Raw genomic sequence first — 23,545 nt, 5'->3', positions numbered from 1 at the left:
TCGGGGTGGTGTCCTCGGCGCCTGGGTCGGGTCGGCGCTTCGGCGTTCTGACCACTGCGGTGAGTCGTCCCGGGCTCGCCCGCCCGCTTCACCGGCCTGGTGTTTCCCGATCCGATCCGGTCCGGTTCGGTGGATCGGCTAGCTGCCTCGCTTCGTCGCCCCCTTGCTGGTGCGCGGCTTCGTCCCGCCGCTCGTGTCCCGTGGGGCCGCCGCGCGGGCCGCCTGCTTGGCGCTCTGCTTGTAGGCCCGGACCTTGGCCAGCGTTTCGGGGCCGGTGATGTCGGCCGCCGAGCGGTACGCGCCCTCCTCGCCGTACGCCCCGGCGGCCTCCCGCCAGCCCGCCGGTCGCACGCCGAACTGCTTGCCGAGCAGGGCCAGGAAGATCTGGGACTTCTGCTTGCCGAAGCCCGGCAGGTCGACCAGGCGCCGCAGCACCTCCTCGCCGTCGTCGCGGTCGCGCCACACGGCGGTCGGGTCGCCGTCGTAGTGCTCGACGAGATACGCGCAGAGCTGTTGAACCCGCTTGGCCATCGAACCCGGGTAGCGGTGCACGGCCGGCTTGGTGGACAGGAGCTCGGCGAACGCCTCCGGGTCGTGGGCGGCGATGGCGTGTGCGTCGAGGTCGTCGGTGCCCAGGCGGCTGGCGATCGTGTACGGGCCCGCGAAGGCCCACTCCATGGGCACCTGCTGATCGAGCAGCATGCCGATCATGGCGGCCAGGGGGCTGCGGCTGAGCAGTGCGTCGGCGGCGGGTTCCTGGGCGAGTCGGATGCTGGGCTTCATGGTGGTCGGGGCGCTGGTCCCGGCGGGCGGGCGGGGGCCGGGCTCGCCCCGTCCTCCTCTCCTGTTCGGGGGCTCTCGTGACCGTGCTCTCGTGTGAGTGGTCGTGGATCGTCGTGGCGTATGTCCATCTTGGCCTTATCGTCCTCATTTCGCGTCGTGGCGCCTCACGCCTGGTGGGAGCCCGTCCCGGTTGGTGGGTGGTCGCCGGAGTGGGGTGGTCGCGGCGGGCCGTCGGGCCGGGCTTTCGTCGATTCCAAAGTATTCCTTGACACGAATATTCCCGATGGAGAATACTCGAAACATGGACGCACTCCTCATCGCACTGGCGGACCCGGCCCGTTGGCGGCTCGTGAGCCTGTTGGCCGAGCGGCCCCGGCCGGTCGGCGTTCTCGCCCAGCTCGCCGAGGCGCGCCAACCGCAGACGACCAAGCACTTGCAGACCCTTGAGCGCGCGGGTGTCGTCACCTCCCACCGCTCCGGCCAGCGTCGGATATACGCGCTGCGGTCAGCCCCCCTGCGGGACCTGGCGGCTGCGCTCAACTTGCTCGCCGACACGTCGGACCAGGTCGACGGTCCGCGCGTGACCTACGACCGGTACGGGCTCAGCCTGCGGGCCGAGCGGCACGCCGCGGTGGCGACGGGGTGGGCCGACGACCGTTCCTTCAGGTTCCTCCGCTCTCTGACGGGGCGCCCCGAGGCGGTGTGGCACCACCTGACGGAGGCTCCGCTGATCGCTGGCTGGTGGGCGCCCGACGACCTGCGGTTGTCCGAGCTCGTCTTCGAGGCGCGCCCGGGCGGGCGGATCGTCCAGGAGTACCGCGACGTCGAGGACGTCGACGGCTCCGACGTGGTCGCCGGGCGAGCGGAGGGTGTCGTGGAGGACGTACGCCCCGGTGAGCGTCTCGCCTACCGGCTGTCCCCACTGCTTCCCGACGGAGCCCTCGCCTTCACCGCCCATGTCGACCTCGACCTCCGCCCCACCGACGGCGGCACCAACCTCGACGTCCACTACCGCATCACCGACAGCACGGTCGACTCCGCGGACTTCGTCGCGGGCATCGAGATCGGCTTCGGGCAGAGCCTCGACAAGCTCGCGGCGACCGTCGCCGCGCAGGCGCCGCCGCCCGCCGCCGACGAGTCCGGCCCTGTCGCCGAGCACCTCGGCGACAGCGCCGGCCAAGTCATCACGCGCGAGGCCGAGGGTGAATACGGCCTCGGCCAGGACGACGAGCGCGCCGGCCACGACGCAGACGAGGCCGTGGCGACCAAGCGGGACCCCAAGGCCCCCAAGACGAGGAGTGCGACATGACCGGGCAGACCGACGGCCGCAGGGTCGTCACCAACATGAACCTCTCCCTCGACGGCCGGTACGCCGGCCCGAGCGACCCGCTGGATATGAGCTGGGTGATGCCGTACGCCCACACCGACGTCGCTCGCGACCACGTCACCCGTCTGTGGCAGTCAGCGACGACGGCCCTGCTCGGACGGGTCAACGCGGAAGGCTTCCTCGGGTACTGGCCCGCCGTCATCGGCTCCGAGGGCGTCGATCCGCGAGACGAGGGGTTCGCGCGGTGGCTCGTCAACACCGACAAGGTGGTGCTCTCCAGCACTCTCGGTGAGGCGCCATGGGAGCGGACGACGGTCGTCGACAAGCCGACGGCAGAGGTGGTCGACGACCTCAAGGCGACCGAAGGGGGTGACATCCTCGTGCTCTCCAGCGCCAGCGTGATCAAGGCGCTGCTGAAGGCCGACGGGGTGGACCGACTGGCCATAACGATCTTCCCGATCTTCCTTGGCGGCGGGCCGCGCCTCTTCGATGACGGCCTGCCCACAGGACGGTGGGCCCTCAGCAGTCAGACCACGGGCGAGTACGGCACGGTGGCGCTGGTCTACGACCGGGTGCGCTGAGTCGCTGTTCGACCACCGCACCGGCCCGTGAGCGGACCCGCGAGTGGGGCGCGGGGACGGCACGAGGCAGGCGACCGGGAGGAGGTGGGCCACCGAGAAGGGGCGCGAAGGTGGGGCGCTGCTTGCGGCGGGGCGTGGGCGCGGGGAGTGGCAGGCGTGGGGAGGTGCGGAGCCGGCGGGCGAGTGCGGCAACCGTGGGGTGGGCGGGTACGGGGGCGATCGGGTGGCTGGTGCTGGGGTGGGGTGGGCGGGGCGCGGTTACACGCGGTGTTGGGAGCGGGGGAGCGAGGCACGGGTGAGTTCGGGGTGAGGGAGGGATGATCGGGGAGACATGGCGGACCGGCTGCGGGCCGGGCAAGATCGGTTTGGCGGGCGATCGGGACGGCGTGCGCCCGACTCGGCGGAGGGGACGGCTTGCTGTGAAGGTAGTGATCTTCGGCGCGACGGGAATGGTCGGCCAGGGCGTACTGCGCCAGTGCCTGCTCGACACGTGCGTGGAGAGCGTGCTGGTGGTCGGTCGGACCTCGCTCGGGCGACGACACCCCAAGCTTCGTGAGGTCATCCACGGAGACTTCACCGACTTCTCGCCCATCGGACCCGAGCTGACCGGCCTGGACGCCTGCTTCTGGTGCCTGGGTATCTCGGCTGGCGGCAAGCGGGAGACGGAGTACCGGCGGGTGACGTACGACTACACGATGGCTGGTGCGCGTGAGCTCGCCGCCCGTAGCCCCGGGCTGACCTTCACCTACGTCTCGGGGGAGGGCACCGACGGCAGCGGCCGGGCTCGGGCCATGTGGGCGCGGGTCAAGGGGGAGACGGAGAACGCGCTGCTGGCCCTGGACGGCGTGTACGCGTACCTGTTCCGGCCGAACTACATCCACCCCGTGCACGGCGAACGTTCCAAGACACCGCTGTACCGGGCGGCGTACGCGGCCACCTCCTGGGCCTACCCGGTGCTCAGCCGTGTCGCGCCCGGGCAGGTGACCTCTACGGAGCGGTTGGGACAGGCGATGATCACCGTCGTCGAGCGGCGCGGCAACGGCGAACGGGTGCTGAGGAGTCGGGAGATCAACCAGATAGCGGGCGGGGCGGGAGTGGCCTGACGCCGGCACGGGGTTCCGGCCGGGCCTGGCCAGGGCGGCGGGTTCGCTTGGTGAGCGGGGCGTAGGCCCGCCGATGCGGCCGGCTCGCTTGGGAGCGGTGCACACGCGGAGTGGGTGGAGCGTGGCCTGGCCCCGGCGGGCTGCCTCGACGGAAAGGGGCAGCCGGGGCCCCGGTGAAGGCCAGTGGGGTGGCCCTCACCAGGAGGGTGTGGAGTTGGCCGGGTGGGGGACTGGGGTGGGGGTGCGCTCGGGGCCTGGTTAGTCGCCCCCGCCGCCTCCGTCGCCGCCCCCACCACCGTCGCCCCCTCCGCCATCGCTTCCGCCGCCGCTGTCGCTTCCGCCGCCGTCACCCCAGCCGTCGCCGCCCGCGCTGTCGGAGCCGCCGCCCGAGTCGTCGCTTCCGCCACCGAGGTGGGTGAACCAGGGTTGCTCCCAGGCAAGGGGTTCGCCTGGGTCGGGGGCGGGGCGGCGGGTGCCGAAGCGGATGGAGCCGGTGCCGTCGCCGAGGGCGAAGGCGATCGCGAAGAACTGGGCGAGTACGGCGTCGAGTGGGTCGGCGCTCTCGTACTGCACGTTGGCGAGGGGGAGAAGGGGGAGATCACGAGTGCGGACGGGACCAGCGCGGTGCAGGCGGGCCACGAGCCGGCCGTCGCGGTGCAGTTCGGAGCTGCGGGAGTTGCGGCGGCGCAGTTCCCACCGCCCCTGCTCGGTGCGCAGGGTGACGGCGCGCTGGGACTTGCGCCAGCTGTGGGTGACATCGAGCGAGGCCGGCCGTTCGCCGACGGTCACGGTGAGCATGGTGGCGGCGTCGCGGTGGCCGGAGGGCATGCCGTACGGGCCGCGTAGCCGGACGGCCGGTGTGCCCGTGGCCCAGACGTCGGCGCGTACCAGCCGGCGGTCCACGGTGACGGTGATCGGGCCGGTGGGCCCGGACGACTGGCGGCGGGCTATCCACAGCGGTACGCCGTCGCGGTGCGCCTGGGCCGCGGCGGCGGCCACCGCTTCGGCGCCTCCGCTCAGCCGTACGGCCGCCTGGCCGAGCGCCTCGGCGAGTTCGCGTGCCCGCCGCGCCTTCACCGGCTTCACCGAGCCGGAGGCGCGGACCACCGGGACGATGCCGCTGTCTGCGGAGAGTGCGCCGAGTACCCGTTCGCCGCCGCCCCCGCCGAGCCACTGGCCGCGCAGGAACGCGTCGGCCATCGCCACCGTGTTGAGATGGGACAGCGGTGTGCGGGCGCCACCCACGCGGAGTGTCGTGTCGGTGAGCTCGACGGTGCTCGCCAGCGGATTCCAAGACTTCTCGGCGTAACTGACTTCGTTCACCGGTCCCCCAGGTGTCGTTCTCGTCGCTCGCGTGTCGTCCACGCGCTGTTCTTGGTGTGGCAGTGGCGCCTGTTGGTCGTGGTGTCTTCGGTGGATCATCCTGTCGCGCGGGTGTCGGCGGTGCTCCGGCGGGTGGGCGGGGGCATGGCGTACGGGGTGTTGTGGGCGAGGACGGAGACGCGGGCCGGGGGGGCGTGCGGTTGCCGGTGACGCCACTCGCGATGTGTGGCGCCGGGCCGAGGCGGGCGGGTTCGGTGGTTGGGAGGCGGGGCGGCGGGGGTGCCGAACCGGTTCGGTCGGTGGCGTCGGGCTGGGAGTGGCCCGGGGAGGGGGACGTGGAGCTGCGGGTTGGCCGGGCTGGCGCGGTCGGACCGGGGCTTGGGGCGCGACGGGGGCGAGCGGTTGTCGAGTGCGGTGTTGTCGCGGTGAGGGGGCGAGGGTGAGCACGGGCGGGCGGGATCGGGATGGTGAAGGGGGCTGTGGGGGCTGCGCAAGGTGGCGCCGAAACGGCGGGGAAGGGGGAGTGTGCTGGTGGGGTGGCTGAGGTGGTGATGTCGTGCGGGGGGTCGGTGGAACCGGGGGTGCCGTGTTCAGGCCCGTCGGTCCTGGGTGGCAGGTGTGCATGGCGCCGCAGACCAGCGGCGGGCCGAGCGTTCGCCTTCCACAGCGGATCGCCTGTGGCGGGCGTGGGCGTCGCGAGCGGCGCGCACTCGGCGGGGTCACGTTCACCGGCGCGTGGTCACAGGAGAGGGTTGGTTGTGTCGCAGCGGCCCGCGTTGGCGCGTACGACATGTTCGCGGGTTTCTTCGACGCGGTGGCACCGGCCGACGTCGACGGGGCTGGCGTCGCCGGCTGACGCGTACGGGAGCGCGGTGGTGCACCTCGACGTGGCGCTGGTGCGCTGGGCGCGGGATGTTGCCGGCGCGTTGCCGGGCCGCGCGGCGAGGGGCGGCGCCGGCGCGTACCGGACGGAGACGTCCCAGGTGGACATCGCCGTGGGTGGCCCGGGTCCCCTTCTGGCGGCGAGTTGGGCGTGGGTGCGTCCATGAGGTGCCGGGGCCGCTCCGGTCGGTGTTCGCCGACCTACTCACCTGGGGGTGCTGCGTTGGGCGGCCTCGCGCGCGACATCGGGTCGCTGCGCGAGAGGCGCGCGGCGGGCACCGCGCGGGACGCCGGGGCGCGGGTGGGTTCGTGGGACGGCGACCGCCTGGGGGGTGACGTGTGGGTGGCTGGCCGGCGCGGGGACACGCGGGGGGCCGGTCGGCTGGGGATGACACGTGGGCCGGCCGGCCGTTGGCGGTACGTGGGGTGGCGCCGTGGGCCGGTCGCGCGGGGCGGGGCGTCTGGCAGGGTCGGTCCGTGACCGAACACGGGGTGACCCTGCACCGCACAGAACTCGCGGACTGGCGCGCGGTCCACACCTGGGCGTCCCTCGCCCAGGTGTGCCGCTTCCAGGCGTGGGGGCCGAACACCGAGGAGGAGACGCAAGCCTTCGTGGCAGCGGCCGTCGAGGCGTGGTCGGACACGCCGCGACGGCGGTACGCGTACGTGGCGCGGCGCGCGGGGGAGGCGGTGGGCATGGGTGAACTGCACGTCCGTAGCCAGCGCCAACGTCAGGGGGAGATCACCTACGTGGTGCATCCGGCGGTCTGGGGCCGGGGCGTGGGTACGGCGATCGGCGCGGCCCTCCTCGCGCGTGGCTTCGGTGAACTGGGCCTCCACCGCGTCTACGCCACCTGCGACCCACGCAACACCGGTTCGGCCCGGGTGCTCGCCAAGCTCGGCATGACGTGGGAGGGCCGCCACCGCCACACCACGCTGATCCGGGACGGTTGGCGGGACTCCGAGGTGTTCGGCGTCCTTGAGGAGGAGTGGCGCGCGCGGCTCCCCCCGCCGGCGCCCGGCCCATGGACTGGCGGATAGTGCCGTACCCGCGCAGGTGGGCCGGGTTGGTCGCGCGACGCCCACCCCCACCGAGGAGTGGCCCGTCGCTGCGGGGTGCCTACCGCCGAGGGGTGGGCCGTGGCTGCGGGGTGCCCGCTGCCGAGGGGTGGCCCGTGGCTGCGGGGTGCCCACCGCCGAGGGGTGGCCCGCGGCCACGGGGTGCCCGCTGCCGAAGAGAGGCCCACCCACCGCCACAGGGCGCCCATCGCCGGGGAGGCGCCCGCCCTCGTCAAGGGGATGCCACGTCGCCCATGAGCTGCTCATCGCCGAGAGGGGTGCCCCTCGCCAAGGGGGCGCCCACGGCCAAGGAGGCGCGCCCGTCGCCAAGAAGCTGCTCACCCGCAGAGGGGGTGCTCGGCGCCAAGGGAGGCGCCCGCCCTCGCCAAGGAGGTGTGCCCGTCGCCCATGAGCTGCTCATCGCCGAGGAGGTGGCCGATGCCGAGGGGCGCCCGCCCCCGCCGAGGAGATGCCCGTCGCCAAGAAGCCGCGCACCGTAGATAAGGGCGCGCCCGTCGCCAGGGGGGTGCCCGCCCTCGCCGAGGGTGTGCCCGGGGGCGGGGGTTGGACAGGCTGGCCCGCTCGGCGGTCGGGCATCCTCAGGTCTCATCCTGGGGTCTCCGCGCTCCTCCGCTGGGCGGACGTGGTTCGCCGTGCTGGACGACGCGCGGCTGCCGTGTCCAAAGCCAGCATGTACGTCATGACGACAGCGAACGCTCCCCTCCTCGCCGCTGGTCCCGCGCCCGTCTGGGCGCGCCGCGCCGCGCATGCCATCGCGTTGTGCGTGATCCCGTCGGGTCTGTGGCGCATCGCCATGGCGTCCGGTGTCTACGTGGGCTACAGCGACCGGGTGCTGCGTGACGTCTTCAACATCCCGGGCTGGGGCATCGCCTACGTCGTCGGCCTGTCCGTTCTGGCCGAGTTGGCGGCGCTGTTTCCGCTGCTGCTCGTCAGCGACCGGTGGCGGCCGCTGCGTCCCGGGACCCTCGCCGCGCTCGCCTGGACCGCCTCGGGCGTCCTGATCCTGGTGGCGCTGTGGCAACTCGTGGTCGCTTTCACCGTCGAGAGCCAGACGTACATGTCGAGCGGCACGGCACAGACCGTCTGGGGCGTCGCCTTCGCCCCGCTGCTCGCCGTCCCTGCCCTGATGACCGCCGTGACCTGGTCGTACGCACAGCGGCACCGGACGCGGGGACAGGCGTAACTCCCTGCCGCGTGTGGGCGGTGGCTGCCTGGGCGGCGAGGCCCCACCGTCGTCACCCGACAGGCGGGGACGGCCTTCCGTCCACCGAGGTCCAGGCAGGCCAGGCCGATCCACTCGCACCGGTGGATCACCTCCCGTACCGCGTCCTCACCGGCCCGAACCAGCCGCGTGACGACCACTACGCGGCTGCCGCCGGTACGCGGCCGTCGCGGGTACACGGCCGTCAGGGGCAGGTGGCTGTCGCCGGCACGCGGTTGCGGCCGGTACGAGGCTGACGCCGGTCCGTGGCTGAGGTCGGCACGAGGCGGTGACCGGTACGCGACTTCCGACGGTACGCGGCTCCATCCGGTACGCGGCTGCTGACAGCGCACACCAGCGGCGTCCTCGCCCGTCGGTAGCCAACCGGGGCCCGTCGGCAGCCAACCGGGTTGGCGCTGCCCCGGCACACGATCCGCCCGCCAGCCGCCAGCCGCCAGCCGCCAGCCGCCAACCTCCAGCTGCCGTAGGCTCACCGCCAACCCCCAGCCGCCAACCACCGGTCGCCCAGGGCCCGTCGCCAACCGCCGACCACCCACACGCGGGTGGGTCCGCCTCACCCGCCGTACGCGCGCAGGAAGACATCCACGGCGGCGTCAACGGCCGCGCCCCCGACAACATTCCCGGTGGCATCCACGGCGCCACCCCCGACTGTCCCCCCGTCTGAGTCCCCGGCCGCGTCCCCCGCGCCGGCGGCGCCGTCGGCAGGTTCGGGCTGGTACTCCAGGGGTCCGGTGAGCAGCGCGAGGAAGTGCGCGGCGGCCAGGTCCGGATCGCACGGGCGCAGGTGGCCGGCGAGGCTCAGGCGGGCCAGCCGGTCGGCGAGGGCGGCGCGTACGCGGGGCGCGGTACGGGCGTGGACGCTGGCCGCCAGGCCCGGGAACTGGGTGGCCTGGGTGCCCGCCAACTGCCGTACGGCGCGCGCGTCCTGGCTGGTCAGCACGGCCAACAGGGCGTGGCCCGCAGTGGTGAGCGAGGCGCGCGGGTCGCCCGCCGTGGCGGCCTCGCGCAACGGGTCGACGGCGGCGACACCCTGGGCGCCGACCCGGTCGGCCATGCCCTCAACGGCCTCGCGGTAGAGGCTCTCCTTGTCGTGCAGGTGGTTGTAGACCGTCGGTTTGGCGACGCCCGCCTCCCGCGCGATGTCCATCACGCACGTTCGCGCGTAGCCGTGCCGGGCGAAGACGGCGAACGCGCCGTCCAGGATCGCCTGTCGTCGCTCGTCGCGCCCACGGGCCGCCCGCCCGCTGCCGGTTGACACTTCTGAACCCATGGGTTCAGTCTAAGGGTGAACCAGCGAGGCAAGTTTTCTGAACGGACTGGTTCAGGTCGTATGGGAAAGCGCAGGCTGACGGAAGGGTGGGACAGGCGTGATCGTTCACATGCTGCGGTTCGCGTTCAAGGAGACCGCGACCGAGGAGGACCGCGCGCACGTGCTGGCGGTGCTGCGGCGTACGGCCGCCATCGAGTCGGTGTCGTTCGCGACGGTGGGCCAGAACCTGGGTGGTCCCGACGGCTTCACCCACGCGTACTGCGTGGCCATCGCGGACCTGCCGGCCCTGCGGCGCTACATGTACGACCCGGTGCACCTGGCCGGCGACCCGGAGATCATGCCCCACCTGGCCCGGATCGCCATCGGCCCGGACCTCTCCGACGACATGACCCCGACACTGCACAGCGAGCTCCTGGCCCTCCACGAGGAGAAGGCCGCCCGTTACCCCGACTGGGCCGCCGACCTCGCCCCCCTCCTCGCGGCCTCACCCCCACCGGGCACTCTCGTGGGCTGACGCCCCGCCGGGTTCCCCCGTGGCCTGACGCCCACCGGGCAGCCATCGACCCGGCCCCCTCCCGCGCCCCCGGCCGGGGCCCCCGCCCCGGCCGGGGACCAGGCGCCCTCTGCGACTGGTCAGCGATCACGCACCCTCCACGCCCGGCCGGCGAAAGGCCGAAAGCTCTCGCCTCGGCGCCGGCGCGGCCACGGCGCGCGCCCCCGCCGACGGTGCGCCCGAATGGCCTCGCCATCCGGCCGCCCGCCGGCACCCACCCACGGTTCCCGCCCCTACACCAGCCCCGCCAGCAACTCGGCCACCTCGCGCGGGCGGCTGACGTAGCCGACGTGGGACAGCGGGAGGGTGTGGACGTCGAAGGGGTTGTCGGGGGTGGCGGCGTCGGCGTCGGCGATCATGCGGTTCTGGAAGGCGAGCGGGACGCAGCGGTCCCGGGAGAGCCGGACGAAGGTGTGTGGCACGCGGCCCCAGGTGGCGGGGTCTATGACGGCGCCCGGCTCCAGCGGGTTCAGGTTCTCGTCGACGTCCAGGGTGTCCAGGAAGGAGCGGAACAACCGGTCGTCCGCCTCTCCCATGATGGCCGCCTTCAGCTCGGCGAAGAGCGTCGGATCGCTGTGCGCGGCACGCCAGTTGAGACGGGCGTAGCCCTGCTCGACGGGGTTGCCCACGGCGATCTTCGTGGTGGCGGGGTCGAGCAGGTTGTCGGCGCGCTCGGGCAGGTCCACTTCGCCCAGCAGCGTGGGGACGTCGGCGAAGACGAGGGCGGAGAGGTAGACGAGCCGGTCGACGAGTTCGGGTACGGCGTTGCCCAGGGCGCTGAGGGTGAGTCCGCCGAAGCTGTTGGCGACGACGGTGACGGGCCCGTGCGCGGCCAGCCGGCGCACGACGCCGGCGACGTGCCGCACGTTGTCGGCCAACGTCAGTCCGGCCAACGCGGAGGGGGCCGAGGCGAGTGCGGAACCGTCGGCCGGCGCGCGGTGGTACGCGGCCGGCTGCCCGGCGGCCAGCCCGTGCCCCGGCAGGTCCACGGCGTACGAACGGTGGCCGAGCAGCGCGAGTTCGTTGCTCAGCGGTCCGAAGGCCAGGGCGTTGCTGGAGCCGCCGGGGATGAGGACGAAGGTGGGTGAGGAGGTGGAAGACATGCGTACGCTCCGGATCGTGCGGCTACCGGCCGCGGGGGATGGGTCGGCGCACCGGGCCGCGCGAGGGCGCCCGGTCAGCGTGCGGAGCGCGTACGGGAGAGCTGCACCGTGAGCACGAAGAACATGGCGGGACGGTAGCAGGGCTGGCGGGGTGGGGCGGGCGCCCCCCGGCCACGGTGCGGGCGGGGCGCGGCGGAGGGCCGCGTGGTCGCGATCCACAGGTTGGTGCTGAGCGGGCTGTTGGCCGTCACCGCTGGCCGTCGGGGGAGCAGCGGGGCGAACGAGGCGCGCTTTCCGGCCTTGCCCCAGGCGTGGAACAAGGAGGAGGCGCCCAGGAGCCCGACGTAGCCGGTCGGAGTGAGTACGCCCGCCACGCGCGCGAGCGGCACGGCCCCCAGCGGCACGGCCCGTATCGCGGCGTCGGTGACCTGGAGCCGCCGCGCGGGCAGCCGGCGCCGCCACCTGCCCAGGACCAGCGCGCCCAGTGCGCCGGGCAGGACGTAGGCGGCGACGGCGATACCGGCCAACGCGCCCCGGCCGCCGTCGGGGCCGAGGCCGAGCGCGAGCCACGCGACCGCGACCACCGTCATGCCGCCGCCCAGGTCGGACAACGCGAGGACGGGCGTCAGTCGCCGAAGGCGCGGTTGGCGAACAGAGCGCGGTAGGAGCCAGGTGTCGGACGGCCCGCATCTCCTGAGAACGTGCAGGTCACGGTCGCGGTTCCGGCACGCTTGAAGTCAAGGACGGGCTGGGGTTGGGGAGCCGGGGGGCGGGTGTGCGGTACGTGGCCGTCGGCGAGCTCGTGGACAGCGCCGGCGTGCGGAGGTCAGCGCCGCGCCACGGGGAGGAGCGTGGTCTGCTGCCCGGCGCGCGTCGCGAGGGCGGGCGCCGGGTCCGGCCCGCCGCCGCGCTCCGCCGGGTCGCCCTGATCGGGATGGCGCAGCGGGCCGGGTTCCCCCTCGCCGAGATCGCGCGGCTGCTGGCCCGACGACACCATGCCACGTGCCAGTGGCGGGAGATGGCCACGCGCGCACTCCCCGTACTCGACCGCCACATCGCCCAGACCCAGGCCCCGCGACCGGCGGTCGCGGACTGCCTGGAGCGCGGCCGCAGGAGACTCGACCCGTGCACGTCGCACGACACACCGGACCCGACGCCCTGACCGCGAACACGCGGCGGACCTGCGGCGGACAGGCGCCACGCCCGGTACGCCCGCCGCCCGGCACGGTCGAACTGTCCCATACGGCCCGGCTCCGCCGACGGGGAAGCGCCGGCGCACGCCCACCCGGCCCCACGCGCCCACACCCGCCCACGCTCGGCCCCACGCGCCCACACCCGGCTACCCGCCCACGCTCCGAGACGACCGGTGACTCAGGCGACAGGTGACGCGCATGGCCGGCCACGCACGCGCATGCCAGCCGGGGCCGGGTACGAGCCGCAGGGCGGCGCCGGCGCCACCCCGCTGAGCGCGCCGGCGCGGGAAGCGCTGGTCAGCGCCTCCGCGTGGGCGGACCCGGGGGCGGGGTGTTCGGTGCGAGGACGCGGTACGGAGAGCCGGGCCCGGGGCGCGGTGGATGAGAGGGGCCCGGAAGGGCCGCTCATGGGCGAGCGTGTCCGGCGCTGGTCGGGCCCCGGCGGCCATGCGCGCGCCGCCCGGTGGCTTCGGCGGCGCGCGCTGGTCGCGGGGAGTCCGGTCACCGGCCCGGTCACCGCCCCGGCCGCTGGTTGCCGACGGTTGGGGCCGTGGGGCGGGGCGGCCGGTCAGCCGGGGGCGCTACTTCCACTTCTGCCAGTTGGCGCCGTTGCAGCTCCACTGGACGACGCCGGCGCCGTCGGCGGTGCCCCTGCCGTGCACCTCAAGGCACTTGCCCGTGTTCCCGTTCCTGATCTCGGTGAGGACGCCACCGTTGGTGTTGGTCCACTTCTGCCAGTCGCTGCCGTTGCAGCCCCACTGGACGGCGCCGGCGCCGTCGGCGGTGCCGCCGCCGTGGATCTCCAGGCACTTGCCCGAGTTGTGGTTGGACCAGGTCCACGTGCCCAGCCGACTGTCCGCCCGGTCACCCTGCACAGCGGCGGCGGTCGTCGTGGAGCCCGCCGCGAACACGAACAACGCGGCTGCCGCCACCCTGACGGGCTGCGCCAAACGTGCTGACATGTGTGCCCTTTGTTGTCGATGAGGTTGATTGGGCACGCATATCGTGACTGCCGGACAGTTCGGTTCCGGTGCAATTCGGTGCGGACTGTCCGATAGTCAGCGAGACACAGACCGCTTCGGCGTACTTGACGCCCGGCCCCGTCCAGCGCCCCCGCCCGCGCCGCGAGCGACAGGGCGCCGGGCGCGCCGACGGACTCGCGTACTCCCTCACGCCGATGTCACCCGGCCCGTGGCCGTCGTCGCGCCCGCCGAGTCGGCTACCCCGGCTTGATGTTGCCGAGCTGGACCAGGAGGAGGACCAGTCGGTACGCCTCGGCGAAGTCCGTCGCGGTGAAGGCGACCGTGCGGCCCCCGGCCTGTCGGCGTACGCCGGGGACGAGGGTGGCCAGGTCCACGGTGGTCGGGCTGGCCAGGTCGGCCTCGACGGTGACCGGGCCGGGGAGCGTCAGCGGTGACACCTGGCCGCGCCACGCGATGGCCTCGGCGGACGCCTCCCGCAGCCGCTGCCGGGCCTCCGCCGGGTGGAGGGTGATCGCGGCGGCCTGCCCGACGGCCTCCTTGACCGGCACGGTCCGCACGTCCGGCACCAGTTCGGCGAGCTCGGCGCAGGCCACGTCGTCGCCGCTGACCAGCAGCACCGGTACGCCCAGGTGGCCGGCCATCGCCGCGTTCAGCCCCAGCTCGCCCATCGGGCGGCCGTCCACGCGTACGTCCAGGACCGCGTCGCTCATCGAGTGCGCGAGGACGGCCGGACCGGCGCCGGCCCGCCCGTGGTAGCCGACGAACAGCACCGCGTCCGTGTCCGCGTCGAGCCCGCCCAGCATGCCCAGCGGGCGCGGCTTCCCGCGCACCAGCCGCGCACGCCGGTCCAGCGCCTCCGGCAGCAGGTTGCGGAACGTGCCGTGCGCGTCGGCCACCAGCACGCTCGCGCCGGGCTCGGCGTCCAGCACGCCGCTGACCACGGCGTTCGCCTCGGCCGTCATCAACTCCCGGCCGCGCGCGTAGTCGTAGCCGGTCGGGTTGGTCTCGGTGGAGTGCACGATCCCCGAGATGCCCTCCATGTCCACGGATATCAACACCCTCATGGTTGCCGGAGTCTACGGAGGGCGCCCGCGCACGCCGGCCCCACCCCCCGGGCGCCGGCCCGCGTGGAGGCGTGGCCCCTACCTTCCCGGGCAGCCCGTGGCCAAGTCGGGCTTCCGGACGTGGACCGCGCCCGTCCCGTCGATATGCAGGAACTCGGCCTTGCTGTCCCCGTCGACGTCGGCGAACTGGATCTCCGTCGGCGGGGCCTGGGTATCCGGCACGATCTTGCAGATGTCCCGGGTAGGGACGCCGGACTCCGCGCCGCCTAGGTTGATCCAGCCCCGCGCGCCGCCCAGGGGGGTGATGAGGATCGGGTCGGCACGCCCGTCTCCGGTGAGATCGGCGTACCTGAACTCACGGTTGAACTCGGTGCCACTGATCCTCGTGGGAGAGGACCATCGCAGATGCCACCGGCCGCCCTCGATCTCGCTGCGATTGAACCAGACGGTCGTCCTGCTGCTCGGTTCGATCCACAGGTAGTCGACGCGCCCGTCCCCGTCGATGTCGGCGAACTGGATCTCCTTGAGGCTCGGCACACGATCGGCGGTACTCATCAACGGCACGTTGGCGGCACCGTCATACCTCTTCGCGCACATGGCGGAGTCGGACGGACTCTCCGCCCCCCAGGTGTGGACGGCCACCCCGCCAGTCGGAGAGACCACCATGCAGTCGGGCCTGCCGTCCTCGTCGATGTCACCAAAGCGCAGCGCGGCGCCGTCCGCGCCGGGTGCGGGGACGTACGAGTTCTGGCCCTTCCCGTCGCTCCGCAAGCGCTGTTTCTGGACGCCTCCGTTCCACCAGAAGGCGAAGTTCTGGGCCTTGTCGACAGTGAGGTATTCGGCCTTCTTGTCCTTGTTGATGTCGACGAGCCAGAACGTGTTCGATGACGGGAACTTCTCGGGCGGGATGACGCCCTTGTCCTCGCTGCCCTCGCTGTCCGTACGCGGCGGCCCCGGCGCGATCGAACCGGTCGCCCCGGCAGACGGTTCGGGGGCCACGGTGGGTGCGTCGTCGCTCGGCTTCCACGGCGTCGGGGCGAGGTACAGGACCGAGGCCACGACCACCACGGCGAGGGGTACGCCCACCGTGATGACCCGGCGCCGCTTCCCGGAGTGCTCTCCCGTGGGTGTGCCGGAGGCCGACGCCGGGTTCGGGGTGAGGACGAAGTGCTCCGCCGGTACGGGCTCGGGCACGTACGGTTCGCTGCGGGTGGCGAGGGCGAGGCGGCGGAGCGTGGTGAACGTCCGGTGCTGGGGTGAGTCGGCCCGAAGGATGCTGGAGTGGTCACCTGGCAGGGCGGAGCTGTCCGGGAAGACGGACTGCGCCGAGACCCGGGACACCACGCCGTCGCTCTCGCCCGCGTAGACCGAGACCGGAATGGGGCAGGTGCGGTCGGTGACGGCGGTGGCGTGGACGACGTCGCGCACGACTGTCCGCAGGGTGGCGCTGACCTGGTCGTTCAGTGGGCGCAGGTCCTTCTCCTGCGGGTGGCGCGCGCCCAGTGCGCGCCGTCGGAGAGAGAGCAGCAGTTCGGAGCCGTTGGTCGGGCAGGCGAGCATGACCAGCCGTTGGATACGGGCCAGTTCACCGCCTCTGCCGTCCTGGAGCATACGAGCCAGATAGCGCTGGGCGACCAGTCCGCCCTGGCTGTGGGTGAGCAGCAGTAGTTGGTCGAACGCGCCGGCTTCCGTCGCCAGGTACTCCCGCAGGCTGTCGGCGACCGTGTCGATCGACGGGAAGACCCGCAGTGGACTGAGGGGCAGCAGCCCGGTCGCGTACTCGAACGCCAGCGGTTGGACGAAGCCGAGACTCCGTTCCGCGACGATCAGTCGGCGTAGCGGCTCCCATGCCTTCGGCCCGGACATGAACCCGTGGATCATCACGAGGCCCAGTCGGCTGTCCTTCACGATGCCGGTCCCCTCTCCTAAGGATGGGCGTCATGATTCCCTTCCCGAACCCTTTTCTCATGCGAATCCCGAAGTGGTCAGAAGACCTCCTGGAGCGGGGTCCGGGCCGCGCTCCGGCGTGCTTTGGGCGGCGTGGCGCTGGTCGCTTCATGTACGCGCCGGGGCGGCCCGCCCCGGCGCGAACTTCCGTGCGAGGACAGCGCCTTCGCCTACCGCGTACGCCGCTTGGTGCCCCCGCGCCCCTGCCTCACTCCTCCTCGCGTACGACGCGGGCGAAGTCGGTGACCACCCGGCGGAACAGGTCGTGCCCCGGATGTCGCCCGGCGTGCCGCAGACTCCAGTCCTGCGCGTCGTCCTGGCTCTCGCACCCGCCCGACTCGGCCCGGCAACCAGCGGTCATGCAGAACGCCTCGAAGGTCACGCCACCCTCCGGCGCTCGGCGAATCGTGTGCTGAACGAAGCGGTACACGGCGTACGTCATGCGGGGCCGAACCCCCGCCCGGCACCGCCGCCGCCGTCCAGCCGGGCCGGGTTGCCCCAGAACACGACCGGCGCGCCCGCGCCCGCCCCGTCACCCCCCAGCCGCAGCCCGCGCTCCTCGGCCACCCGCAGCACGTCGCCCAGGCTCTCGGTCAGCCGCGCGCAGGTGTAACGCAGCACGTGGGCGGGCTGCCGGGGGATGGACAACACGTCTTTGGCGTGCGCCAACAGCTCGTGGCTCATGGCGAGTTGAATGTGCTCGCGGCCTTGCGCCGTGCTGGCAGCCGAGCCCGATTCCGCCACCAGGTGACCGCTTGTGTCATTTACCGACTGGCACTGCTCGTGCCCCGTCGAATCGTTCCCTACGTGTGCACTACCGCTCACGGCGATGAACCCCTTTCTCACGTACCGCACTGGACTGATTACAGAGTGAGGTTCGGCGGAGTACCGTCGCCAGGGGGATCGGCGTGCCAAAGCACTGAGCACAGATGGAGTCAACGCATGGCCCTGACAGGTGGACTCGCACACCGCAACGCGTACGGCGACGAACTGCGGCAACGACGGGAAGCGCGCGGCTGGACACAGGAGGAACTCGGAACGCGCGCCGTGATGTCGCGCTCCCACATCGCCCACATCGAAGCCGGCCGCCGATTCCCGACAGCGGAGGACGCCGTCCGTCTTGACCAGGTACTTGAGACCGGTGGCGTCTTCCGACGTTTTCTCCCCGACAGCAAACTCGCATCCTTCTTCGCGGGCGTCGCCCAAATGGAACCGCAGGCGGTGATGATCCGCGAGTTCGCCCAGTCTTTGGTGCCAGGCTTGCTGCAAACACCGGAATACACGGCAGCTGTGTTTGCCGCCGGATTCCCTCGCCTGAGTGAAGAGCAGTGTGCGGACAGCATTCGCACACGTCGTGCGCGTGCCGACATCCTGGACAATCCGATGCGCCCCGAGCTGTGGGCCCTCCTGGACGAGACGGTGCTACGGCGCACCATTGGCGGACCATCGGTCATGGCGGCGCAACTCCGACACATCCGTGAACTAGGAGCTCGCCAGCGTATTCGTGTGCATGTACTGCCGTTTGGCGTTGGTGCCCACGCGTTGCTGGAAGGCTCAGTGACACTGATGCGCTTCGACGACATGGCGCCGCTCGCCTACGTTGAAGGGCTGAACACTGGCACTGTGCTGGACTCTCCGGCGGTAGTCGAGAGGTGCCTCGTGTCCTACGATCTCGCCTTGGGCGACGCCCTGTCGCACCGCGAATCCCTGTTTTTTATCAGGGGAGTTGAAGAGGAGTACGAGCATGCAGGTCGGTAACGGCATCGCTGACGCGTCCACTGTGCGCGCCTGGCGGAAGTCGAGCTACAGCGGTGCCAGCAACGGCAATTGCCTTGAGGTCAGCGATGCCTACCCCAGTGTGGTCCCTGTCCGTGACAGCAAGGACCCGCAGGGCCCGGCACTCGTCTTCGACGCGGCGGCGTGGTCCGCGTTCGTCGGGGCCGTGCGGCGGGGCGAGTTCGGCTGACGTACGAAAGCGCGGGGCACCGCTTGGACTGGCAACCACACGCCCAGCGTTTGGCGACCTCCGTCGCCGCTCCCACCTCACGCTGGCGCGAGCCACTCACGTTGACGCCTCGGCACGTCTTCGTGCCGCGCTGGTGGGAGCGGGACGGCGGGCAGTGGGTGCTGCGTGACGGCCAGGCGGACGAGTCCGCCTGGCTGCGTACGGTCTACGCGGACGACACTCTCGTCACCCGCGTTGGCGCCCTGCACGCTGACGCCGCCGGCCCCGGCGACCACCCCTCCGGTCGCGCCACCTCGTCCAGCACGCTCCCCAGCCTCGTCGTACGGATGCTGCGGCACGGGTTGCTGTACGACGGCGCTGACATCGGGGTGATCGGTACGGGGACGGGGCTGAGCACCGCCCTCGTCGCGCGGCGCTTCGGGGCGGGCCGGGTGACGTCGGTGGACGTGGACCCGTACCTGACGGAGGCCGCGTCCCAGCGGCTCGGCTCGATCGGGCTCTCACCCAGGGTCGTCACCTGCGACGCGACCGGGCCGTTGCCCGGCGACTTCGACCGCGTCGTGTCGCTGGTGGCGCTACCCAATCTCGCCAGTGCCGTGGCCGCGCTCCGACCGGGCGGGCGACTCGTCACCACCCTCGCCCGGATGAACCTCATCGTCACGGCCGACACACAAGCGGACGGCAGTGCGCGCGGGCAGGTCGAATGGGACCGGGCCGGGTTCATGGTCACCCGGTCCGGGGCGGACTACCCGTCGAATCAGGCGGATCTTTCGGACGATGCGCGTCACCACGAAGGCGAGCAGGTGACCACCGGCCGCTATCCGGTGGTTGACGTGAGCGAATCCTGGGAGTTGCAGGCCATGCTGCAACTCGAAGTTCCAGGTGCGGTCTCGTGCTACAGGGAACGCGGTGATGACCGCACCGCGTGGCTCGTCCACCCCGACGGCTCCTGGGCGCGTGCGACCGCGCACCGCCTCCAGCCACCCGAGGTCCACCAGAGCGGTCCACAACGCCTGTGGACAACGCTCGAACGCATCCGCAACCGCCTCAACGTGAGCGGGGCGCTCCCCATCTACGGCAGCCGCGTCCACATCACCCCCGACGGGGTGGTCCACTTCGCGCGCGGGGGCTGGCGGGCCTCGTACGGGGTAGGGGCGGCGGCTCCCACCCGTCCCGCGACCCGACCGGGTGGCCCACCGGGTCGCCCGGCCTCCGCACGCTGACCCTGGCCGACGGCGGGCGCGCGCACCCCTGCCCCCGCTCGCTGCCGCACGACCGTGCCGGGAAACGGCTGGGCCCTCGCGGACCAGTGGTTCGCGAGGGCCCGGAAGTGGGTGCCGTCAGTCGTCCAGGGCGTCCTTGAGCTTTTCCTTGGCCTGGCGGGCGTCGCCCTTCGCCTGGTCGGCCCGGCCCTCGGCGGTGAGGCGCTCGTTGCCCACGGCGCGCCCGGCGGCTTCCTTGACCTTGCCCTTGGCCTGGTCGATCTTCGCCTCGGTCTTCTTGTCGGCAGCCATGTCACTCACACCTTGCGTTGCTGGACATCAGGTACAACCACCGTCTGACCGCTGTCGGCGTGTTCAAACACGACAAACTGTCGCCAGCACCCGAGCACCGCACCGCTGGTCGGCCGGGGCCGCCAGCACGACCGACCCGAGCGGGCTCTCGCCGACCGGCCGCCCGGCCGTGGCTTCGGTGTGGTGGGCCCTGGCGCCGGCCTCGGCGCCACGGACCCGCCACACGGTGCTCAGGGCAGCTTGTCGGAGGACCGGCCGCCACCGGGCGGGTGGGTGTCGTACCAGATGGAGAGGTCGCGGGTAAGCCCGTAGCCCGCGCCTCGGACGTCCTCCCACAGCGGTGGGTCACGGAAGAAGCCGTGCGACAGGTGATCCCTGCACTCCAGGCGTACTCGCCAGTGCTGCGCGCGGGGGCCGATGTCCGTGACACCACGAGTGCGCCCGTGCTCGTACAGCTCCACCTCCAGGACGTACGAGCCCTTGTACGGGAACGCCTCCAGGCAGACGACCTCCACCCAGTCGTGCCGGTCGAGCAGCTCGGAGCCGAAGTCGTGCATTCCCATGAGGAAAGGAGTGAGGAGGTCCGTGATGCGCGTGGTCTCCATGAGGTGTCAGCACTTCTTCTGAGTCGTGCGGATCTTGTCGGGGTTGGTATAGGCGGTGACGATACCCTGCGGCTTTATGTGGGGCTTCCGGTTCATCTTGCCGGGGTTCTCGACGACCTTGAACCGGCTTTTCACAGGGCACTGCCTGACGATGTCGTCGTAGATTCTCCGCCCTGGCGCGTCGACGGTGACCGTCCCGGAGCGGATGGTGTTCGCTATCTTGCGGTCGAACGCGGTGGACCAGCGGCCCTTCTTCCCGAGGTGCCGGTAACCCCACGTGGAGGAGCCGCAGCGCAGGACGACGAAGAGTTTCGGGCCGACCTGCGGCCCCCGTCCGTAGGTGCGGACGATCTTGGACTCGGCGGCGTGGGCGCACGGGTCCTTCGCGGCCCGTGCGGCAGCTTCCGGTTCGGTGCGGCCTGAGACGTGGGCCGTCCCGGGGGCTGCGGCGCCGGTCCCCCCGATGGTGACGGCAAGGGCAGTAGCGGCGAGCGTGTGTCGCGTCGTGGGCATGTCTTCCCCTCGGATCAGATTCAGGTGGGGATGCGAAGAGAGCCCGATGAGCATATGGATAGGGCCACTTCGGCCGCCATTGTCGTTTTCGGCAGTACGCGCCCAGGGAGCCGGCGTCCCGTGAACAAGCCCTGAGCCGTCGGTGGGCGACGTGGCCGAGGAACCGCCATCGCGCGCTCCCGGAAGCGGCCTACGATCCGGCTTACACCGACGTACTGGGCCGTGGCTCCGGAGGTCCGGACACGGTCTCTCAGCGGAGGGCCGCCCCCATGACCAGCGACCACAGCCCCGACAGCCCGCCCGGGCCCCCGGCCACCGGGCCCGCCGGCCCTCGCGGGGTCGGCCACAGGGCCCCGCCCGCCCCGCCCCGCGAGGCCGGCCCCGCCGGGGCCGAACGGCCCCGCCCCACCCCGGCCCAACTCGTCGCGCACTACGGGATGGAGCCGATTCCGCGCGAGGGCGGGTGGTTCCTGCGGACCTGGGCCGGGGCCGAGCGTGCGGACGGGCGGCCGGAGGGGTCGGCCATCGTCGCGTTGCTGACGGACGCGCCCGACGGGTTCTCCGCCCTGCACCGGCTCGCCTCCGACGAGACCTGGCACTTCTACCTGGGTGACCCGCTCGAACTGCTCCTCCTGGCGCCGGACGGGTCGCACCGCACGGTGGTGCTCGGGCCGGACGTGCTGGGCGGGCAGTACGCGCAGTTCACCGTGGTCGCCGGCACCTGGATGGGTGGGAGCGTCGCGGGCGGCGGGGCGTGGGCGCTCGTGGGCTGCACGATGGCGCCCGGGTTCACCGACGCGACGTACGAGCACGGCGTCGCCGACGACCTCGCCGCCCGCTACCCGCACGCCGCCGACCGCGTCCGCGCCCTGTGCCGGCCGTGACGCGGGCCGCGCACGCGGGGCGCGCGGGGCTCCCGGCGCCGGCCCAAACGTGGGGCCGCCCGGCGCCGGCCCAGACGCGGGGCCGCCCGGCGCCGACCGGGACGAGGAGGCCGGACACCCCGTGAGCGAACCGAGAGGCGTATCCGACGTGAGCGGACCACGCGCGCACACCACCGGCCTGCCCGACCTCACCGGGCAGGTGGCACTGGTCACCGGCGCCGGCGGGTGGATCGGGCAGGGCATCGCACGGCGGCTGGCCCGCGCGGGCGCGGCCGTCGTCGCGCACTACCGGACCAGCGGCGACGCCGCCCGCGCGCTGGTCGCGGAGATCGCCGAGGCGGGCGGGGACGCGCTGGCGCTGGGCGCCGACCTCGCCGACGAGGCGGAGTGCCACCGGCTGGTACGCGAGGCCGCCGCGTGGCGCGGGGGCCGGCTGACCGCGCTGGTCAACAACGCGGGCGTGCAGCCCGTACAGCCGCTGGACGGGATGACGCTCGCCGACTGGTCCGCCGTCGCGGACACCAACCTGCGCTCGACCTTCGCCTGCACCCAGGCCGCGACGCCGATCCTGCGTGCGAACGGTGGCGGCACGATCACGCACATCGCCTCCATCGAGGCGAGCCAGCCCGCGCCGGGCCACGCGCACTACGCCGCGTCCAAGGCCGCCGTCGCGATGCACGCCCGGTCGGCCGCGCTGGAGCTGGGGCCGTACGGGATTCGGGTCAACTCCGTCTCGCCCGGGCTGATCGGCCGCCCGGGCCTGGCCGACGCCTGGCCCGAGGGCGTACGCCGGTGGGAGGCGGCCGTGCCGGTGGGCCGCCTGGGGCGGGCCGAGGACGTGGGCGACGCGTGCGTGTTCCTGGCCTCACCGCTGGCCTCGTTCGTCACCGGTCACGACCTGGTCGTCGACGGGGGGATCTCGGCCCGCCCGACGTGGTGAGCGGCCCGCCGCGTGGAGGGTGGCCCCCGGGTGGAGGGCGGCCCGCCGCGTGGGGGTGGCTCCGGTGTGGAGGGCGCGCCACCGTCTCGCGCTCGCGTTCGGCACAATGCGCGGCATGGAACTGCGTGGAGAGAACGTCGTGTTGCGCCCCACCACCGACGCCGACGGCGCGGTGCTCGACGCGATCGTCCGGGAGCCGGAGGTCGCGGCGTGGTGGGCGCCGCCGGAGGAGTACGGGGACATGTTGGCCGTGGTCGTGGACGGGGAGGTGGTGGGGGCGGTGCAGTACGAGGAGGAGGACGACCCGGAGTTCCGGCACGCCGGCATCGACATCTTCCTGACCGCCCGGGTGCACGGCCGGGGCCTGGGCACGGACGTGGTGCGCACGCTGGCCCGGTGGCTGGTGGCCGAGCGCGGGCACCACCGGCTCACCATCGACCCGGCCGCGGGCAACGCCGCCGCGATCCGCAGTTACGGAAAGGTCGGCTTCCAGCCGGTCGGCATCATGCGGGCGTACGCGCGCGACCACCAGACGGGCCGGTGGCAGGACGCGCTGCTGATGGACCTGCTCGCCGACGAACTGGTCTGACCCGGGCGTGCGCTGGGCGCCGCCGCCCCGCGCCGGCCGCCCCCCCCCCCCCCCCCCCCCCCCCCCCCCCCCCCCCCCCCCCCCCCCCCCCCCCCCCCCCCCCCCCGCCCCCCCCCCCCC

25 protein-coding genes and 1 pseudogene are annotated in these 23,545 nt (G+C 72.9%); 13 read left to right on the top strand and 13 right to left on the bottom strand.

Going from position 1 to position 23,545, the window contains the following annotated elements; genetic code table 11:
- Nucleotides 1-138 precede the first annotated feature (138 nt).
- Complete coding sequence (locus tag ACFVFR_RS23340; RefSeq protein WP_383704774.1) at nt 139-783, bottom strand: HhH-GPD-type base excision DNA repair protein; 645 nt, start codon at nt 781-783, stop codon at nt 139-141.
- A 301-nt stretch (nt 784-1,084) separates the two neighbouring features.
- Here ACFVFR_RS23340 and ACFVFR_RS23335 point away from each other — a divergent pair.
- The 3 genes and pseudogenes from ACFVFR_RS23335 to ACFVFR_RS23325 all read left to right on the top strand — a co-directional run.
- A pseudogene (locus tag ACFVFR_RS23335) lies at nt 1,085-1,924 on the top strand (metalloregulator ArsR/SmtB family transcription factor); the annotation flags it as partial.
- A gap of 164 nt (nt 1,925-2,088) precedes the next feature.
- Entirely contained in the window at nt 2,089-2,691 is a 603-nt protein-coding gene (locus ACFVFR_RS23330) for a dihydrofolate reductase family protein (protein WP_383704772.1), read from the top strand.
- Nucleotides 2,692-3,110: 419 nt separating this feature from the next.
- Entirely contained in the window at nt 3,111-3,794 is a 684-nt protein-coding gene (locus ACFVFR_RS23325; RefSeq protein ID WP_383704770.1) for an epimerase, read from the top strand.
- Between the two features lie 258 nt (nt 3,795-4,052).
- On the opposite strand, the gene ACFVFR_RS23320 is transcribed toward ACFVFR_RS23325, so the two are convergent.
- The gene (locus ACFVFR_RS23320; RefSeq protein WP_383704768.1) at nt 4,053-5,117 is read right to left on the bottom strand and encodes a hypothetical protein; all 1,065 of its coding nucleotides are present in this window, start codon (nt 5,115-5,117) and stop codon (nt 4,053-4,055) included.
- A 1,359-nt stretch (nt 5,118-6,476) separates the two neighbouring features.
- Between ACFVFR_RS23320 and ACFVFR_RS23315 the strand changes: the two genes are divergently transcribed.
- Complete coding sequence (locus ACFVFR_RS23315) at nt 6,477-7,040, top strand: GNAT family N-acetyltransferase (RefSeq protein WP_383704766.1); 564 nt, start codon at nt 6,477-6,479, stop codon at nt 7,038-7,040.
- Between the two features lie 709 nt (nt 7,041-7,749).
- Entirely contained in the window at nt 7,750-8,262 is a 513-nt protein-coding gene (locus ACFVFR_RS23310) for a hypothetical protein (RefSeq protein WP_383704908.1), read from the top strand.
- A 592-nt stretch (nt 8,263-8,854) separates the two neighbouring features.
- Here the strand turns inward: ACFVFR_RS23310 and ACFVFR_RS23305 are convergent.
- Complete coding sequence (locus tag ACFVFR_RS23305; RefSeq protein WP_383704764.1) at nt 8,855-9,571, bottom strand: TetR/AcrR family transcriptional regulator; 717 nt, start codon at nt 9,569-9,571, stop codon at nt 8,855-8,857.
- A 97-nt stretch (nt 9,572-9,668) separates the two neighbouring features.
- Between ACFVFR_RS23305 and ACFVFR_RS23300 the strand changes: the two genes are divergently transcribed.
- Nucleotides 9,669-10,085: a Dabb family protein gene (locus ACFVFR_RS23300; protein WP_383704762.1), complete on the top strand. Its 417-nt coding sequence runs from the start codon at nt 9,669-9,671 to the stop codon at nt 10,083-10,085.
- Between the two features lie 272 nt (nt 10,086-10,357).
- Here ACFVFR_RS23300 and ACFVFR_RS23295 read toward each other — a convergent pair whose 3' ends face one another.
- Nucleotides 10,358-11,227 (bottom strand): alpha/beta hydrolase, encoded by an 870-nt coding sequence (locus ACFVFR_RS23295; RefSeq protein WP_383704760.1) that lies wholly within the window; start codon nt 11,225-11,227, stop codon nt 10,358-10,360.
- Nucleotides 11,228-11,301: 74 nt separating this feature from the next.
- Nucleotides 11,302-11,838, bottom strand: a complete 537-nt coding sequence (locus ACFVFR_RS23290) for a hypothetical protein (protein ID WP_383704758.1) — start codon at nt 11,836-11,838, stop codon at nt 11,302-11,304.
- A gap of 164 nt (nt 11,839-12,002) precedes the next feature.
- On the opposite strand from ACFVFR_RS23290, the gene ACFVFR_RS23285 reads away from it, so the two are divergent.
- The gene (locus ACFVFR_RS23285) at nt 12,003-12,389 is read left to right on the top strand and encodes a MerR family DNA-binding protein (protein WP_383704906.1); all 387 of its coding nucleotides are present in this window, start codon (nt 12,003-12,005) and stop codon (nt 12,387-12,389) included.
- Between the two features lie 612 nt (nt 12,390-13,001).
- On the opposite strand, the gene ACFVFR_RS23280 is transcribed toward ACFVFR_RS23285, so the two are convergent.
- The 5 genes from ACFVFR_RS23280 to ACFVFR_RS23260 all read right to left on the bottom strand — a co-directional run bounded on the left by ACFVFR_RS23280 (nt 13,002) and on the right by ACFVFR_RS23260 (nt 17,098).
- Nucleotides 13,002-13,382: an RICIN domain-containing protein gene (locus ACFVFR_RS23280; RefSeq protein WP_383704756.1), complete on the bottom strand. Its 381-nt coding sequence runs from the start codon at nt 13,380-13,382 to the stop codon at nt 13,002-13,004.
- 257 nt (nt 13,383-13,639) lie between these two features.
- Nucleotides 13,640-14,467, bottom strand: coding sequence for a M55 family metallopeptidase (locus ACFVFR_RS23275; protein ID WP_383704754.1), 828 nt, complete (start codon nt 14,465-14,467; stop codon nt 13,640-13,642).
- Between the two features lie 78 nt (nt 14,468-14,545).
- Nucleotides 14,546-16,375, bottom strand: coding sequence for an FG-GAP-like repeat-containing protein (locus tag ACFVFR_RS23270; protein WP_383704752.1), 1,830 nt, complete (start codon nt 16,373-16,375; stop codon nt 14,546-14,548).
- Nucleotides 16,376-16,622: 247 nt separating this feature from the next.
- Nucleotides 16,623-16,856 (bottom strand): hypothetical protein, encoded by a 234-nt coding sequence (locus ACFVFR_RS23265; protein WP_383704750.1) that lies wholly within the window; start codon nt 16,854-16,856, stop codon nt 16,623-16,625.
- Nucleotides 16,853-17,098 (bottom strand): hypothetical protein, encoded by a 246-nt coding sequence (locus tag ACFVFR_RS23260; protein WP_383704748.1) that lies wholly within the window; start codon nt 17,096-17,098, stop codon nt 16,853-16,855. Before ACFVFR_RS23260 ends, ACFVFR_RS23265 begins: the two co-directional genes overlap by 4 nt.
- 258 nt (nt 17,099-17,356) lie before the next feature.
- Between ACFVFR_RS23260 and ACFVFR_RS23255 the strand changes: the two genes are divergently transcribed.
- The 3 genes from ACFVFR_RS23255 to ACFVFR_RS23245 all read left to right on the top strand — a co-directional run bounded on the left by ACFVFR_RS23255 (nt 17,357) and on the right by ACFVFR_RS23245 (nt 19,603).
- Nucleotides 17,357-18,172 carry a Scr1 family TA system antitoxin-like transcriptional regulator gene (locus ACFVFR_RS23255; protein ID WP_383704746.1) on the top strand — a complete coding sequence of 272 codons (816 nt, stop codon included), beginning with the start codon at nt 17,357-17,359 and terminating at the stop codon, nt 18,170-18,172.
- Nucleotides 18,159-18,380, top strand: coding sequence for a DUF397 domain-containing protein (locus ACFVFR_RS23250; protein WP_383704744.1), 222 nt, complete (start codon nt 18,159-18,161; stop codon nt 18,378-18,380). Before ACFVFR_RS23255 ends, ACFVFR_RS23250 begins: the two co-directional genes overlap by 14 nt.
- A 101-nt stretch (nt 18,381-18,481) precedes the next feature.
- Nucleotides 18,482-19,603 (top strand): methyltransferase domain-containing protein, encoded by a 1,122-nt coding sequence (locus tag ACFVFR_RS23245; protein ID WP_383704742.1) that lies wholly within the window; start codon nt 18,482-18,484, stop codon nt 19,601-19,603.
- Between the two features lie 117 nt (nt 19,604-19,720).
- On the opposite strand, the gene ACFVFR_RS23240 is transcribed toward ACFVFR_RS23245, so the two are convergent.
- The 3 genes from ACFVFR_RS23240 to ACFVFR_RS23230 all read right to left on the bottom strand — a co-directional run bounded on the left by ACFVFR_RS23240 (nt 19,721) and on the right by ACFVFR_RS23230 (nt 21,012).
- Nucleotides 19,721-19,894, bottom strand: a complete 174-nt coding sequence (locus tag ACFVFR_RS23240; RefSeq protein ID WP_383704739.1) for a CsbD family protein — start codon at nt 19,892-19,894, stop codon at nt 19,721-19,723.
- Between the two features lie 230 nt (nt 19,895-20,124).
- The gene (locus ACFVFR_RS23235; protein ID WP_383704736.1) at nt 20,125-20,499 is read right to left on the bottom strand and encodes a hypothetical protein; all 375 of its coding nucleotides are present in this window, start codon (nt 20,497-20,499) and stop codon (nt 20,125-20,127) included.
- 6 nt (nt 20,500-20,505) lie between these two features.
- Nucleotides 20,506-21,012 carry a hypothetical protein gene (locus ACFVFR_RS23230; protein WP_383704733.1) on the bottom strand — a complete coding sequence of 169 codons (507 nt, stop codon included), beginning with the start codon at nt 21,010-21,012 and terminating at the stop codon, nt 20,506-20,508.
- Nucleotides 21,013-21,281: 269 nt separating this feature from the next.
- Here ACFVFR_RS23230 and ACFVFR_RS23225 point away from each other — a divergent pair, with 269 nt between their 5' ends.
- The 3 genes from ACFVFR_RS23225 to aac(6') all read left to right on the top strand — a co-directional run bounded on the left by ACFVFR_RS23225 (nt 21,282) and on the right by aac(6') (nt 23,425).
- Nucleotides 21,282-21,896: a cupin domain-containing protein gene (locus ACFVFR_RS23225; protein WP_383704730.1), complete on the top strand. Its 615-nt coding sequence runs from the start codon at nt 21,282-21,284 to the stop codon at nt 21,894-21,896.
- Nucleotides 21,897-22,044: 148 nt separating this feature from the next.
- Nucleotides 22,045-22,836 (top strand): SDR family NAD(P)-dependent oxidoreductase, encoded by a 792-nt coding sequence (locus ACFVFR_RS23220; protein ID WP_383704903.1) that lies wholly within the window; start codon nt 22,045-22,047, stop codon nt 22,834-22,836.
- Nucleotides 22,837-22,951: 115 nt separating this feature from the next.
- Complete coding sequence (gene aac(6') / locus ACFVFR_RS23215; RefSeq protein ID WP_383704727.1) at nt 22,952-23,425, top strand: aminoglycoside 6'-N-acetyltransferase; 474 nt, start codon at nt 22,952-22,954, stop codon at nt 23,423-23,425.
- Nucleotides 23,426-23,545 lie beyond the last annotated feature (120 nt).

Origin of the sequence: Streptomyces sp. NPDC057702 (assembly GCF_042799315.1) — a bacterium.
Classification (GTDB): Bacteria; Actinomycetota; Actinomycetes; order Streptomycetales; family Streptomycetaceae; genus Streptomyces.
This window is presented reverse-complemented; position numbering and strand designations above follow the sequence as displayed.

Bases quoted from the DNA above. Each gene is read 5' to 3' on its own strand.
- ACFVFR_RS23340 (WP_383704774.1), bottom strand. From the start codon at position 783: ATGAAGCCCAGCATCCGACTCGCCCAGGAACCCGCCGCCGACGCACTG.
- ACFVFR_RS23330 (WP_383704772.1), top strand. From the start codon at position 2,089: ATGACCGGGCAGACCGACGGCCGCAGGGTCGTCACCAACATGAACCTC.
- ACFVFR_RS23310 (WP_383704908.1), top strand. From the start codon at position 7,750: ATGTACGTCATGACGACAGCGAACGCTCCCCTCCTCGCCGCTGGTCCC.
- ACFVFR_RS23305 (WP_383704764.1), bottom strand. From the start codon at position 9,571: ATGGGTTCAGAAGTGTCAACCGGCAGCGGGCGGGCGGCCCGTGGGCGC.
- ACFVFR_RS23295 (WP_383704760.1), bottom strand. From the start codon at position 11,227: ATGTCTTCCACCTCCTCACCCACCTTCGTCCTCATCCCCGGCGGCTCC.
- ACFVFR_RS23280 (WP_383704756.1), bottom strand. From the start codon at position 13,382: ATGTCAGCACGTTTGGCGCAGCCCGTCAGGGTGGCGGCAGCCGCGTTG.
- ACFVFR_RS23275 (WP_383704754.1), bottom strand. From the start codon at position 14,467: ATGAGGGTGTTGATATCCGTGGACATGGAGGGCATCTCGGGGATCGTG.
- ACFVFR_RS23265 (WP_383704750.1), bottom strand. From the start codon at position 16,856: ATGACGTACGCCGTGTACCGCTTCGTTCAGCACACGATTCGCCGAGCG.
- ACFVFR_RS23260 (WP_383704748.1), bottom strand. From the start codon at position 17,098: ATGAGCCACGAGCTGTTGGCGCACGCCAAAGACGTGTTGTCCATCCCC.
- ACFVFR_RS23255 (WP_383704746.1), top strand. From the start codon at position 17,357: ATGGCCCTGACAGGTGGACTCGCACACCGCAACGCGTACGGCGACGAA.
- ACFVFR_RS23250 (WP_383704744.1), top strand. From the start codon at position 18,159: ATGCAGGTCGGTAACGGCATCGCTGACGCGTCCACTGTGCGCGCCTGG.
- ACFVFR_RS23240 (WP_383704739.1), bottom strand. From the start codon at position 19,894: ATGGCTGCCGACAAGAAGACCGAGGCGAAGATCGACCAGGCCAAGGGC.
- ACFVFR_RS23235 (WP_383704736.1), bottom strand. From the start codon at position 20,499: ATGGAGACCACGCGCATCACGGACCTCCTCACTCCTTTCCTCATGGGA.
- ACFVFR_RS23230 (WP_383704733.1), bottom strand. From the start codon at position 21,012: ATGCCCACGACGCGACACACGCTCGCCGCTACTGCCCTTGCCGTCACC.
- ACFVFR_RS23225 (WP_383704730.1), top strand. From the start codon at position 21,282: ATGACCAGCGACCACAGCCCCGACAGCCCGCCCGGGCCCCCGGCCACC.